General features: G+C 46.3%; 4 protein-coding genes. All 4 read left to right on the top strand.

Annotation, left to right across the window (positions count from 1 at the left end):
- Window positions 1-37: 37 nt before the first annotated feature.
- The 4 genes from XZ46_RS18060 to XZ46_RS18045 are packed head-to-tail and all read left to right on the top strand — an operon-like array spanning window position 38 to window position 14912.
- Entirely contained in the window at window positions 38-5077 is a 5040-nt protein-coding gene (locus XZ46_RS18060; RefSeq protein WP_008052291.1) for a tetratricopeptide repeat protein, read from the top strand.
- A gap of 45 nt (window positions 5078-5122) precedes the next feature.
- A complete protein-coding gene (locus XZ46_RS18055) occupies window positions 5123-5746 on the top strand; it encodes a Uma2 family endonuclease (protein ID WP_008052289.1) in 624 nt (207 codons plus the stop codon).
- Complete coding sequence (locus tag XZ46_RS36900; RefSeq protein ID WP_008052287.1) at window positions 5736-14189, top strand: glycoside hydrolase family 99-like domain-containing protein; 8454 nt, start codon at window positions 5736-5738, stop codon at window positions 14187-14189. The genes XZ46_RS18055 and XZ46_RS36900 overlap by 11 nt, the downstream gene beginning before the upstream one ends.
- Window positions 14190-14240: 51 nt before the next feature.
- A complete protein-coding gene (locus XZ46_RS18045; RefSeq protein WP_052584727.1) occupies window positions 14241-14912 on the top strand; it encodes a methyltransferase domain-containing protein in 672 nt (223 codons plus the stop codon).
- The last annotated feature ends 21 nt before the right edge of the window (window positions 14913-14933 follow it).

Genomic DNA, 14933 nt, shown 5'->3' with positions numbered 1-14933 from the left:
AAAAGTAAGTATTTATACACACAAAAAACGATGAATTATGAGGATTAGTAACCAGTCAACAAACCAACCATCCCCAGCGGCTCAGTCCCTAGCCGAGCGAGGTTTATGGTGTCAGCAGCAGAAAGATTATGGGAAGGCGGTAGATTGGTATAAAAGGGCGTTAGAGGTTTATTTTCCTTGGGCGGAGGTACATTATAATCTGGGATTTGTCTTAGAAAAATTGGGAGATGTAGAGGATGCGATCGCCTGTTACCGTCAAGCGATAATCCACAAGCCGAACTACACCAACGCCTATTATAACTTAGGGTTAATCCTACAACAGTCAGGGCGAGAAATCGAAGCGATCGCCGCCTATCAAAGCGCGATTTATCTGGAACCAGAAACCCCCATGCCTTATAGTAATTTAGGGGGTATTTTAGTAGGAAGAGGGGAATATCAAACCGCCTTAGAGATTCTCGGAGCCGCCCTCAAAAAGTGGCCGCAGACAGCCAGCCTCCATAATAACCTCGGTCGATCGCTATTAGGAAAACAGGATGGGGATAGGGCGATCGCCGCCTTTTTAAAAGCCGTACAACTGCAACCGGACAGTGCCATAATTCAACATAACCTAGGGAAAGCCCTGCAACAACAGGGAAGCCATATAGCCGCCCTAGAGTGCTTCCAAAAAGTGTTAAGCCTAGCGCCAGAATTTCCGGGTATCCATAGTGATTTAGCCTGGTCTCTGATGGAATTAGCAGATTTTCCAGAAGCGATCGCCCATTTAAAAGAAGCCATTAAAGGGCAGGAATTCCTGTTAACCGCCTATATAACCCAAAGTGAAAACCAAAGCGTTGACGGCAGTTTAGGAGAAGCCCAAAAAGCCTGCGCCCAGCTACTACAAGCACTCAACCAAAACGATATATCCGTGAGTGTGATCAAACTAGCCCAAACCTACTTTCACTTAGGTCAAGCCTTAGCAGAATACCAGAACTTTGGAGCGGCCGAACAATACTATCAAAAAACCCTGAAACTGCAACCAGACTTCACCGGCGCCCATTTAGCTTGGGGAGACATTCTGAGGGAACAGGGTCGTATCAAAGAAGCCCAAAAACATTATAACCAGAGTTTAGAACTATTAACCGCCGAACCGGAAACCAACCCACCCCTATCTCAACCCATTCCCGACCTACCAGAGTTACCCCCGGCTGACCCCGACCTACCAGCCTGTCAGGGATTAGACTGCCATCCTTGCCTAAAGCAGATTATAGAAAACTTTTCCCCCCAACAGGTAGGCAGCCATCAATACAAATTGAAACCCCCAGCGCCCTTACCTTTATGGAACATCACGGGAAACGTGACCATTTTACCCCAGGGGCGGGCGATTGTTGATCCGCGTCGCAATTGGTGGAAAGTCTGTAACGCCACCGCCATAATTAACGCGGAAGGGGAGATGCTGCCGCCATTTTCCCGATTTTATCCTACCCCCTTACCAGGTTGCCGTAACCATGACCCTCGCCGCCACCCAATTTTTGCCAAGGATGGACTCACAGAAGCAGAGGCGATCGCCGGAACTGTTGCGGTAGTATCAGGAATATCGGGTAGTGTTTACTTTCACTGGATGGTTGACGTACTGCCGCGATTAGAAATTTTGCGACAGGCTGGCTACAATTGGCAGGATATCGATCGCATTGTAGTGAACAGTATCCGTCACCCCTTCCAACGAGAAACCCTGCAACGGTTAGGTATACCAGAATCCCAAATAGTCGAAAGCGACATTCACCCCCATATCCAAGCAGATCAGCTTTTAGTTCCGGATTTTGCCGGACCCGTAGGCTATCCACCACCGTGGGTGTTAGCTTGGCATCGTCGGACTTGGCTACAGGAGGAAACCGTAGGGGTTAACCTTAACTCAGAGGGCTTTCTGGAACTCTCTGACCCACAGAAATCTAAATTAGGTGATGAAAAACCACCAAAGCTCATCTATATCAGCCGTCATAGCGCCAAATATCGGCGGTTGTTAAACGAAGAGGCGATCGCCTCCCTATTGCAGCAGCGGGGATTTACCACCATCAACCCCGAAACCCTATCTGTAGCCCAACAGGCTCAAGTATTTTCCCAGGCGAAAGTCATTGTCGCATCCCACGGTAGCGGGTTAACCAATTTAATTTTCTGTCAGCCTGGAAGCACCATCATTGAACTCATGTCTCCCCACTACATTCGGCCTTACTTTTGGGGGTTAAGTCGGCAAGTGGGACTCCATCACTACTACATCACCGGAGAAGCCTTAGACTGCTATCCCCTCCGACAACTAATGTATCCTACTGCCTTAACAGAAGATATCTGGATTAACCCAGAGACCTTGCTAGAGTTGCTAGACTCTATACTCGCCACCGATACAGCCAGCCTCCCGACTTCTAGCCAGAAAAATGATCTCACCCAGCCATCAATGTCTAAGGTTACTATGATCAATTTTCCCAATTTAAGCGAAACCGCCCTAGCCGCCGGGTTTCAGAAACAAGCTGAATTTCATCTCCAAGGGGGTGACATTAATGCAGCCATGGCCGCTTGTGAACAGGCGCTTCACCATGACCCTAATTCTGCCATCACCTGTCAATTGTTGGGTAAAGTTTGGCAACAGCGGGGCGATGAATATTGGTCAAGATATTGGTATCAAAGGGCGCAGGCTCTTGGTTATAGGGAATCTGTCGTTGAGAGGAAAGACCCCCCCCAACCGGAAAGCCCAACTCAGGGGAAACCAGAGATTCCTCAAGCCCCAGAGGAGCCACCATCGGATATGGTGGCACAGGTAGAAGCGAATTTGCAGGAAAAACAATTTCAGCAGGCTTTGAGTCTGTGTCAGCAGGCTCTGGCATTAGACCCGGAGGCGGCGAATATTTACCCCCTGTTGGGTAAGGCTCTGTTGGGGTTGAAACGATTATCAGAGGCGGTGGCTGCTTTTGAGAAGGCGGTGCAGTTGAACCCCGCAGATGCCACAATTCACACGAATTTGGGAAGTCTCTATGCTCAAATGCAACGCTGGGAACAGGCGGTAAAATGCTATGAAAGGGCGATCGCTCTCCAACCGAACTTGGTAGCGGCTCATCGGAATTTGGGTAAAGTATGGCAGAAGTTGGGACAACCTCAGCAAGCCCTTAGTTGTCGATATCAGGCTTTGATTTTGCAGCCAGACCAGGGGGAAGTCTCGGAGTTTTTGGCGGTGGGTAATAGCCTTTTACAAGGTGGCAGACTCCAGGAGGCTGAGGTGTGTTATCGCCAGGTGGTCAGGCGATCGCCCCACGATTCCCAAGCCTATCACAATTTGGGGGAGGTTCTCTCGGCTCAAGGTTTGTGGTCCCAAGCGGAAGCCGCCTATCGGCGCGCGGTGGAGTTGCAACCGGACTCTTTTGAATCTCGCAATAGTTTGGGACAAGCACTGGTGGCTCAAGAAAAGTGGGATGATGCGATCGCCTGTTATGGTCGCGCCCTCGAACAAAATCCCCGCCTGTTGATGGCTTTGGAAAATTTGTCTAAGGCTTTACGCCATAGTAACAAGACCTTACCTCCTAGTCAGGGGCGTTGGTTAAGTTTGATTGCTGGGCGACAAATACCCGAAGAGTTGCCACCGCCAGGGGGTGGGGCTTTTGCGCCGCCAGATGTAGATGTAGCCTTGGAAAGGGCCACGGAGTTATATCAGCAAAAACGCTATCAGGCTTGCGTCCAGCAGTGTCAGCAGGTGGTGCAGTGGCGACCGAGGGAAGCCAGAGCATATAGTCTCTGGGGGAAGGCTCTGGTGGGTTTGGAGGCTTATGGTAAGGCGCTACGCTGCTATCGACAGGCGATCGCTTTGGAACCGAAAAATGGCCTATGGCATCAGGAGTTAGGGGAATTGTGTCTGCAACAGCGACGCTACCCAGAGGCGATCGTCAGTTTACAGGAAGCTGTCAAATTAAAACCCCATCCCCGCATTTATCGCAGTCTAGCCAGCGCCTGGGGAGCCTTGGGTAAAGAAGCTGAGGCTTTGGACTGTTTGTTTGAAGCTATCCAGGCGAAACCGGAACTGGCTTCCCTGGGGGAATGTTTGGATTTGGCTCAGGGGTTATGGCGTAGGGGGCAGAAAACTCAGGCGATCGCTTGTTATCAGGTGGCTGTTACTACCCACCCCCACAGTGCTAAGGCTCATCAACAGTTAGCCGAAGCCCTCTATCATTTAGGGCGACAGGGAGAGGCGATGACCTATTATCGTCGCGGATTTGAGTTAGCCGAACGTCGGGAACCTACACCCCCCCGACAAGTTCAGCCACAACGACCTTGGTGGGAGCGTTTTCCCGGTTTCGGTTGGCTGAGAGGGAACCGCAGAAGGCTTCCTATAGGGGAAGATTATCAATCTCCGTTACCTACTTCCCACCACCAGATTTTACCCTCTCCACCCCTGGCGGTTTTGCCCCCGGTGCAATCTGTGAGTTCCCCGACAGCAGACACCCAGAAACCTCCTCAGCGGCGGGTAGAAGAACCTGTAACCCCCCCAAATCACATCCCTATGGGGGGGGTGGCTTCTGCATCACCACCCGGTCAACGAGGCTGGGAAGAGGCGATCGCTTCCGCCACAGCGAAAAATTGGCAGGGCTGTGTTGATATTTGTCGCCACCTGATCGAGAGGGAACCGGAACGCCTGGAGGTGTTGCAGCTATTAGCCCAGGCTCTGGAAGCCTTGGAGCAATGGTCTGATGCCGCTGGGTTTTACCAAAAAGCGGTGGCTTTGGATCCTGAACATGGGGAAATGTGGGTGCATTTGGGGGATGTTTATGTGGTTATGCAGGCTTGGGAGCAGGCGATCGGCGCTTATCAAAAGGCAGTGGCTCTGGCTCCCGATTTGGTCTCAGTTTGGGAGGTGTTGGGGAACCTGGAGTTGGGACGAGAAAATTGGTCCGAGGCGGCGGAAATTTATCGCCGGGTGCTGGAGTTGAATCCCAACAGTTGGGAGGTTTATCATAAGTTGGGTGATGCTCTCCAGGAGTTGGGTCGCATTGATGAGGCGATCGAAGCCTTCCTGCGGGCCACGGAGTGCGCCCGGGAAAGGCAGGGGGATGAGAATGATTAAAATTTGTAAAAGAATGAAAGCGATCGGGTTTTATGAGGTAAAATTATGGTAATTGTTTCCCATGTAAAATATCCCATAAATTTGGAGGAGTTTTTAGACCTTCCGGAAACTCAACCTGCGAGTGAATATCTGAAAGGAGAAATCACCCAGAAACCGATGCCTCCAGGAGAAAATAGCACCTTACAAATCCGTTTAGGGACGGTTATTAATGAGGCTTTTTTACCCCCAAAGTTAGCTCATGCCTTTACCGAGTTATGGTGTGACTTTGGCGGACAGTCCCTCGTAACCGATATCAGCGTTTTCACTTGGGAGCGCATTCCCCGAACTGAAAAAAGGAGAATTGCGAATCGCTTTGAAGTTCATCCAGATTGGGTTATTGAAATTTTATCTCCCGAACAATCAGCCAATCAAGTGATCAGAAAAATCATGTTTTGTCTGAGTCAAGGAACACAGTTGGGATGGTTGGTCGATCCGAAGGATGAATCGGTGATGATACTGAAACCGGACTCATTTCCGGAAGTTAAACTGGGAGAGGATATTTTGCCGGTTTGGGAGCATCTCAAAAAGTTTCAGCTTTCAGCACGAGAAATGTTTGCTTGGTTAAGTCTTGACAACAGAGAACCGAATCGTTCAATTAATCTAAAATCATCAAATTCCCATGACGATTGATAAAAGCTCACACATCCCATTCCGTCGCCGCCTCGATACTCGTCCAGTCAAGCCGCGTCTAACATTAGCGGAAACTCACTGGAAGTTGGGGAAAGCTTTGGCTTTACGAGAAAAATGGTCAGAAGCAGCGATCGAATTGCGACAAGCGATCGCTTTAGACAACGACTGGGTGGAACCTCAACGAGAGTTAGGCCGGGTTTTGGTGCAGTTATCCGCCTGGGATGAGGCGGCGGGGGTGTTGCGGGGGGTGGCGGAAGAGTCGCCGGAGGACAGTCAAACCCGGCATTTGTTGGGGGATGCACTCTCCAAGTTGGAGCGGTGGGAAGAGGCGGTGGAGGCTTATCGGGGTGCGATCGCTCTTGAGCCGGATTTTGTCTGGTCTCATAATAACTTAGGAGATGCGCTGCGACAGTTGGAGCGGTGGGAAGAGGCGGCGGAGGCTTATCAAAATGCGATCGCTTTAAAAGGGGATTTTGTCTGGTCTCATAATAACTTAGGAGATGCTCTCTTCAAGCTAGAAAGATGGGATGAGGCGGCGGAGGCTTATCAAAATGCGATCGCTTTAGACAAAGACTCACTGATACTTCAGCGAAATTTAGGTAAGGTTTTGGTGAAGTTATCAGCCTGGGAAGATGCGGTGACCCTGTGGCAACAGGTAGCGGAAAAGTCCCCAAACGATAGCGAAGTTTGGCATCTGTTGGGGGATGCTTTGTCGGGGTCAGAACGATGGTCAGAAGCGGTGGCAGCCTATCAAAATGCGATCAGTCTTAACCCGGAGTTCTCTGGCTCTCATAATAACTTAGGGGATGCTCTCTTAAAGCTAGAGCGATGGTCAGAAGCGGTGGAGGCTTATCAAAATGCGATCGGTCTTAACCCGGAGTTCTTTTGGTCTCATAATAACTTAGGGGATGCTCTATTAAATCTAGAGCGATGGTCTGAGGCGGCGGCAGCCTATCAAAATGCGATCGGTCTTAACCCGGAGTTCTTTTGGTCTCATAATAACTTAGGGGATGCTCTATTAAAGCTAGAGCGATGGTCTGAGGCGGCGGAGGCTTATCAAAATGCGATCGGTCTTAACCCGGAGTTCTTTTGGTCTCATAATAACTTAGGGGATGCTCTCTTAAAGCTAGAGCGATGGTCTGAGGCGGCGGAGGCTTATCAAAATGCGATCGCTTGGCGGGATGATTTACCCTGGTCTCACTACAATTTAGCCGAAGCATTGGTCAAGTTGGAGCGGTGGGAAGCAGCAGTTAAGGCTTATAAAAGGGCAATGGAAATTCAGCCTGATTTGCCTTGTATCTATGAAAAGTTAGGGGATGCACTCCGACATCAAACTCAGATAGATTCTCAAGAAATTTGTCAAGTTTACCACAGAGCAGTTGAACATAATCCCACGAATTTACAGGTTTATTATAAGGCATTAGAAGTCAACCCCAAAGATGCTAAAATGTCTTTAAAATTGGCGGATGCTTTCAGAAGTCAAGGTCAGTTAGATCAAGCCGTTACATTTTATAAAAACACTTTACAACTAACCCCTGAAGATGTAGATATTCAAGTTTTGGCTTTGCACCGACTAGGCAGTATTTCGCAAAATCGTGGGCATTTAGAAGAGGCTTTGGGGTTATATCGTCGCTGTGGGGAGTTGAGTCCGGGGGTAGACTCTGGCTTGGCTCTGGCTGAGGTTTTGGAGAAGTTGGGGCGGTGGTCAGAGGCTTTAGACCAGTATCGCCAAGTCGTCCTGGAGTTTGGGGAGTGCGGTCCGGCTTCCTTGGGTTTGGGACGGGCTTTGGCCGAGTTGGAACGTCCCGTTGAAGCGGTGGTGGAGTGGCGACGGGCGGTGAAATTGGGGGTGGAAGCGCCGGAGGTGCATCGGCTTTTGGCTGAGACTTTGGTGGAGTTGGGTCGCTGGTCAGAGGTGGTGGAGCATTGGAAGTGGCTGCTGGAGCGCTATCCGGGGGCGGCTCATTGGCGGCGACGGTTGGCTTTGGCTTTGATGGGATTGGGTCGCTGGACAGAAGCTGCCGCGCAATGGGGAGAATATTGGCGAGTGGCTCCGGGGTCGGGTCGGTGTCCGGTGGTAGATTTTCGACCCCAGAAGAAGACCTATGGGGAAATTGACCACAGTCAGGAGTTGAGTATTACCGGGGATTTGACCGTCGAGTTTTGGCTGTATTTGAGAGATTGGCCGAAGAGTTGGACGGATATTATCTCTAAGTATGTCAACGACCAGCAATGGGAACAAGAGTTAGAATATGCCCTCAATCAGTTAGGGAGAAGTCTAGCAACAGAAAGCACAGATATTTGGAGGATCCAGGAGGGTCAGCGGGATGAAAAACTGCATCAATTGCTAATTGGTTCTAATTTAGAGTCCCCCAAGAATCTGGATCAAAGCTATGATAATCAAGTTATCGGAATTCGGGGATGGGTTTTACCGAAAGATCATGATGTGCGTAGCGTCAAGATTATAGTCAAGTCAGCATCATGTGAACGAGAGGAATTGCTATCAGTTGAAAGGACTGATGTCATCCGCATAAAACTTCATGCTGAACCCGAAGAACATCCTCAACTATTTTGTGGGTTTAATTTTAAAGTGACACCCGCAGATAGAATAGAAATTTACATTAGTATAGAAGGCTATAAATATCACTGGAAAACCATTGAATCGACTCGATTTCCATATAATGAGTTCTGCTTTCGGTTGAAGGATGACCAGAAGGGTCAGTGGTATTATGGCAAGGGGGAGGCTGTTGCGAAACAGGTTAACTGGGTTCCCCAAGAGGATATGAGGCTGCATGAGTGGGTTCATGTGGCTTGCGTGCGGAAGGTGGGGCAGTATGGGCGCATTTATTTTAATGGGGTTCTCCGGCGAGAGGCGGATTGGAGCGGGGAGTCGGAGGCTGTGGGGACTGAGGCTCCGGTGCGGTTGATGGCAAGTACCCAATGGCAGCGGTTTCAGGATGGCAAGTTGTCGGAGGTGCGCCTGTGGAATCGGGCTAGGAGTGGGGATGAGATTCGCGAGGGAATGTGTGAAGGTCTGACGGGGGAAGAACCGGGGCTGGTGGGGCTTTGGCATGGGGATGAGTCGGACGAGGGGGTTTTGGTGGATGCCGTGGGTCATCATCACGGCAGATTGGTAATGGCAGCGGATGCTGGGAAGGAGCGTCCTCGGGTGGGGGTGTGCGGTTGGGAGTTGTCCCATAATGCTGCCGGACGTGCCTATACTTTGGCGCAGTTGTATGGGGGTTTTGCTGAGGTGGAGTTGATTGGCTGTCTGTTTCCTAAGTACGGGGGGCAGGTGTGGGAGCCGATTCGGGGGGGCGAGATTCGTTGTCATACGATACGGGTTGAGGATGAGGGACGGTTTATTGAGCAGGCTTTGGGTCTGGTTTTGGCGCATCCCTATGAGGTGGTGCATTTGTCTAAGCCTCGGATGCCGAATATTATTTTGGGGCTTTTATATAAGCTGGTCTGGGGTGCGCGGGTGATTGTGGATATTGATGATGAGGAGTTGGCGTTTGTTAAGGCATCAGAAACCCTAGATTTGCGGGAGTTGTTGGAGTCTGGGGGTAAGTTGCCGCCTTTTCAGGGTTGGGATGGTGGTAAGTGGACTCGCCTGGCTGTGGGTCTGGCTAGGGCTTTTGATGGGGTTACGGTGGCGAATCCGGCTTTGCAGGAGCGTTATGGCGGGGTGGTGATTCGTCATGGGCGAGATGAGGCGAGGTTTGTGCCTTCGGATGACCGGAAGCGCCGCAGTCGGGAACGCTTTGGTATTGCTCAGGATAAAAAGGTGGTGCTGTTTTTTGGTACGCCGAAGGAGTATAAGGGTTTGGTGGCGACGGCTCGTGCTTTGGGGAGTTTGGGGCGCAAGGATGTCGTATTTGCGATTATTGGGGATTTCCCCGATGGGAAGTTAAAAGAGGAGTTGCAGGGTATCCCTGGGGTGGACTATGTGTTTGTGGGGAATCAGCCGTTTGAGTCTATCCCGGATGTGGTGGCGGTGGGTGATATTTGTGTCCTGTTGCAGGATGTGGGTTCTGAGGTGTCGCAGTTCCAAATTCCGGCGAAGTTGTCGGATGCTTTGGGAATGGGGTTGGTGGTGCTGTTGTCGGAAACGGCGGCGGTGGCTGATGTGATTGAGTCGGGGGCTGTGGTTCCCGTGGCTGAGGGGGATTTGCCTGCGGTTTTGGATAGGGTATTATCAGATGAGGCGGAATGTAATAAATTCCGGGTTCGCGGTCGGGAGTTATTGGCCGCGGAGTTTGGGTTTGGGGTGAATGGGTCTCGGTTAGCGGAGGTTATGGATGGGGTTCGTGGCGGGGTTGGGGTGCTCTCGGATGAGTTGAATTTGTTATTGGCGGGGTTCCCTGCTGTGGGGTCGGTTTGGCAACACTGGGGAAGTGATCAAGTTGAAACAACTAAGACTCAAAAGTCCAAATTATATTGGCATCATAGATGGGAATCTGATCAGCAAGAAAAATTAGATAAAAAATACCTGGATACCCTAGAGTCAAGCTTAGGAACACCGATTATCGATCTTCAGGAAAAGGATCTATTCTATCTCAAAGCAGAGCCAACTCGAGCAAATATAATGGCGCTTGCATGGGTGGATGATATTGACGATATCGATATAATTTGGGATCATCTTTTAGGGATGCGCGTGTCATTTGAATTAATATTAATGTACCCGACGAAGAGTATTGATAAAAATTTAGTTCATGTTGCTAATAATGCTTGTCAAAGACTGACTAATATTGAATTCACTACAACTAGCACTGAAACATCTGCTTTCTGCTATATAGTTAATAGTGGTATTCTATCCCGATATCAAAATATTATTTGGTTTAATCCACGTAAGCCAATAATTAATATAGATTTAGCTAAAGCTATTGCTACATTTGTCTCTGCTGATTTTGTAGATATTGGCATTATCAGTGCTCATGTTAGTGATCTAGAAAAAATAAAATCTGATTTCGTTAAAAAGAAAGTAAACACTTGGTTAGCAAGATTGCACAAACCTGTACCCTCTAAGAACACGAAAGTTCCGGAAGGATGTATTTTACTATTTCGTTCACTTTTCATCAAACAATTATCTGCCATAGGAATTAATCATAAAGAATTAGAGGATCTTGAATCTAATAAAACAGGATGTAACCTAAATGCTATTCTAGCTCTTTTGGGCGCTATGTGCCAAGAGGGAGCCTATCATATTTCTACATTTTCTGATTTGTCCAGTACCATAGACCAAGCCAGAAAAAATATCTGTCGAGACAGAACAGTAAAAATAATTGCATTTTTGTTGCCACAGTTTCATATCATACCTGAAAATGATAAATGGTGGGGAAAGGGATTCACAGAATGGAATAATGTAGTGAGAGCGAAACCACTTTTTCGTTACCATTATCAGCCTCGCTACCCAGCAGATCTTGGTTTCTATGATTTAAGATCTAAATCTACACAAGAGGCTCAGGCTCAACTAGCTAGAGAGTATGGAATTCATGGATTTTGTTATTATTACTATTGGTTTGATGGCAAAAAGTTACTAAATGAACCTATTGAGCAAATGCTGAAGTCTGGTACACCTGATTTTCCATTTTGCGTGTGCTGGGCAAATGAAAATTGGTCACGTAATTGGGATGGTCAAAACCGTCACGTTTTGGTTGAGCAAAATTACTCTATGGAGAGCAACCGAGAACTTATTTATGAGTTTATTAATATGATGAAAGACCGACGCTACATTCGTCATAATGGAAAGCCGGTTTTGTTAGTCTATCGCATTAAATTAATTCCTCACTGGTTGGAGACAGCCGCTATGTGGCGACGAGAGTGCAGAAAAGCTGGAATTGGAGAAATTCATTTGTGTTCTATCCGATTCGGATTAGAACCTTTGGAAGGGCCGCCACAGCAACACGGCCTTGATTCGTATGTCCTGTTTCCTCCACACGACACAAAGTTTGTTGATATGCGATCGCAGGTTTTAGATTTAAAACCTGAGTTTGGCGGTTCGATACTAAGCTATGATGCCCTAGTTAAAGGAGATTTAGAACGTTTTTCTCGTGGTTATCCTTGGCTTGTGCATAGAGGAGCAATGCTGCATTGGGACAATACAGCTCGCCGTCTAGCAAGCGCCAGAATTTTTGTTGGCTGCACGCCATTAACTTATCGTGCATGGCTTCAAAATATCCTTCAACAAGAAGTTCAGTACAACCAGGATCCCGACTCCTTACTATTTATTAATGCCTGGAATGAATGGGCTGAAGGCACTATGTTAGAGCCAGACCAACGCTATGGTGATAGTTACCTTGACGCAACCAAGTCTGTACTTTTGAAATACGCTGTGCCAGATGATATGCGTCCATTGCAGAGTCCACCCTCGGAAACTGTAAATACGACCAAAGGATTTATAAGGAAACTGACTCCGCCCAAAATTCCTCAATGGTTTGAAGGTAAAGCTCTATTCAAACCAGGATATCCAACAATATTACTATGCGCGCATATTTCAGGTCATCATCTTTTTGGGGGAGAAAGAAGTTTTCTTGACTTACTTTACGCTTTTTCTTTACTAGACGTAAATATTTTGGTAGCGCTTCCAAGTAGCAATAACAAAGAGTACGTCAAGTTTTGTACTAAATCTTCAATTGGAGTGTACGCCTTTCCTTATCTACAGTGGATTGATAGCCGCAATGACGACTCCATGATATCACTCACCTTTGGTGATATTATAGCCAGTCACAATATTTCAATAGTTTATGCCAATACAATTGTTTTAATAGAACCTTTGACTATGGCATTGCGTATGCAACGAGTATCTGTGATTCATGCACGTGAGTTAATCACTGTTGATGATGATTTACGACAACGCATTGGTTTGCCCGTACAATCTATTATTAAAAACTGTTTTGATCGTACTGATTTTATTATTGCTAATTCTCGCTCCACAGAAAGGATATTTGCTAGAAGAGATCGTACCTACTATGTACCTAATGCTGTTGATACTAATTTCCTTAACATGGAAAACAAGATTGGCAGTAAAGTTCGTGTAGGAATGGTCAGTAGTAATATTCCCAAAAAAGGGGTAAGTGACTTTATTGAAGTTGTCAAAGATTGCCAGGATATTGGTAATTTGGTAGATTTTGTTATAGTTGGGCCTGATAATGATCAAATTAATAATTGGAAAAAAGATGTATCGGAGGGCAGACTACCTGAAAATCTTCATTTTTTGGGCTATCGTGAAACACCAAAAGAAGCTATGGCGGAACTCAATATTTTATTAAACCTTTCTTCTTTTGCAGAATCTTTTGGGCGTACCGTTGCTGAAGCTATGGCTGCTAGAAGACCAGTGATTGCCTATGAATGGGGAGCTATACCTGAATTGGTACAACATGGAGAAACGGGTTTCTTGGCTCCCTTTGGAGATATAAAAACTGTAGCCATCTATGTGCGGGAATTATGCAGAGATAGATTATTAATCTCCAAAATGGGAGAAGCAGGATTTACTTTTATCAAACATAACTTCTCCCATGAGGTGCTGTATAAACACCTAAAGATGGCTATTGAAGGTATTAAACAATCCCCATACTGGTCAAAGTTAGAACATACAACTATCACAGCCAAGCAACAAGTTGAAGTAACAGTCATTATTCCAGTTTATAATGCTTATAATGAAGTAAAAAGTTGTATTAACTCTGTCATCCAACATACCCCGTTAAATAAAATTAATGTTTTAGTTATAGATGATGGTAGCACTGACCCGAAAATCAAGGCATTATTGAAAGAATATCAAGTAGTAAAAGGAATAAAAATCCTCAATAACGATAAAAATATTGGCTATACAAAAACCATTAATCGCGGAATTCAAGAATGCGGGCAAACAGATATAGTTCTTTTAAATAGTGACACGATTGTTACACCTAAATGGCTATCAGGTTTAATAGCAACTGCTTATTCAGAAGCCAAAATTGGCACTGTCACTGCTATGAGTGATAATGCTGGAGCTTTTTCATTCCCTGTTCAAGGAGTCAGTAATACCAAGCCCGTGAATATATCCTATGACGAGTACGCTATGCAAGTCATCAATACTACCTTCAACTGTGATTTTGTAGATGTACCTACAGGCTCAGGTTTTTGTATGTATATCCGACGTGAACTAATCAATGATATTGGTTTATTTGATGATGTATCATTTCCTCGTGGGTATGGTGAAGAAAATGACTTTTGTATGCGAGCATTGGAAGTTGGATGGCGTAATGTAATTACTCCCTGGGCTTTTGTTTATCATGTCAGAAATGCTAGTTTTAAAGAAGAAAGGGAAAAACTTATGCAACCAGGAGTGAATAAGATTACTCAGAAATATCCTAATTATTCTAAGTTAGTTAGTGAGGCTTTTTCGTCCGAAGCAATGCAAAAGCTTCGTACATCTGTTATGAATGTCTTTAATATGGAGTAATCAACTGATATGCAATCATGTAATTTATGTGGTGGGAATCAGTTCGCTGATATGAACACTAGAAAATATGTCCGATGTACCCAGTGTGGCTCGCTAGAAAGAACGCGAGCAATGTATTTATTTATAGAAAAATATAATCTTGTAAAACCGGGATATCGTATATTGCATTTTGCGCCAGAGTGGGGACTTGCTCAAAAATTGAGAAACCTAGTTGGTGACGGTTACGAACCATGCGATCTGGATACTGATCGTTATAAGCATATAGGAGTCAGGAAAGTTAATCTAGTTGAAGATGCGGCTAAATTTCCTCCAAATAGCTATGATCTAATTATTCACAACCATGTAATTGAACATCTTCCATGCAACTATACGGCAATTCTGTTTTTTCTTCACAGGAGTCTCAAAAATACAGGTGTTCATCTTTTCAGCATTCCAATACTGTCAGGGTATGATGAAGAAAGTCTCTTCCCCTTGACTGAAGAGGAAAGACATCGTAGATTTGGTCAGTTTGATCATGTCAGAAGGTTTGGACGTGAATCTTTAAATAATACTTTAGGCCTTGTTTTTCGGATGCCTGATTATTATGACTTAGAACAAAAGTTTGGTGCTTCAATTTGTGAATTGCATAATATACCAGTTGATGCTCGAAAAGGTTTCACTGGTCATACCATTTTTATGTTTAGGAAAAATGATATTAGATTAAATGCTAAAGAATGTAAATGATAATTTGGTATGAGTTGAGAA

Origin of the sequence: Limnospira indica PCC 8005 (genome assembly GCF_000973065.1) — a bacterium.
Taxonomy (GTDB): Bacteria; Cyanobacteriota; Cyanobacteriia; order Cyanobacteriales; family Microcoleaceae; genus Limnospira; species Limnospira fusiformis.
Note: the sequence above shows the minus strand (reverse complement) of the source record. Positions and strands in the feature narration are given on the sequence as shown.

What these genes read in the sequence shown, in the direction of transcription:
- XZ46_RS18060 (WP_008052291.1), top strand. Translation starts at nt 38, where the DNA reads ATGAGGATTAGTAACCAGTCAACAAACCAACCATCCCCAGCGGCTCAG.
- XZ46_RS18055 (WP_008052289.1), top strand. Translation starts at nt 5,123, where the DNA reads ATGGTAATTGTTTCCCATGTAAAATATCCCATAAATTTGGAGGAGTTT.
- XZ46_RS36900 (WP_008052287.1), top strand. Translation starts at nt 5,736, where the DNA reads ATGACGATTGATAAAAGCTCACACATCCCATTCCGTCGCCGCCTCGAT.
- XZ46_RS18045 (WP_052584727.1), top strand. Translation starts at nt 14,241, where the DNA reads ATGAACACTAGAAAATATGTCCGATGTACCCAGTGTGGCTCGCTAGAA.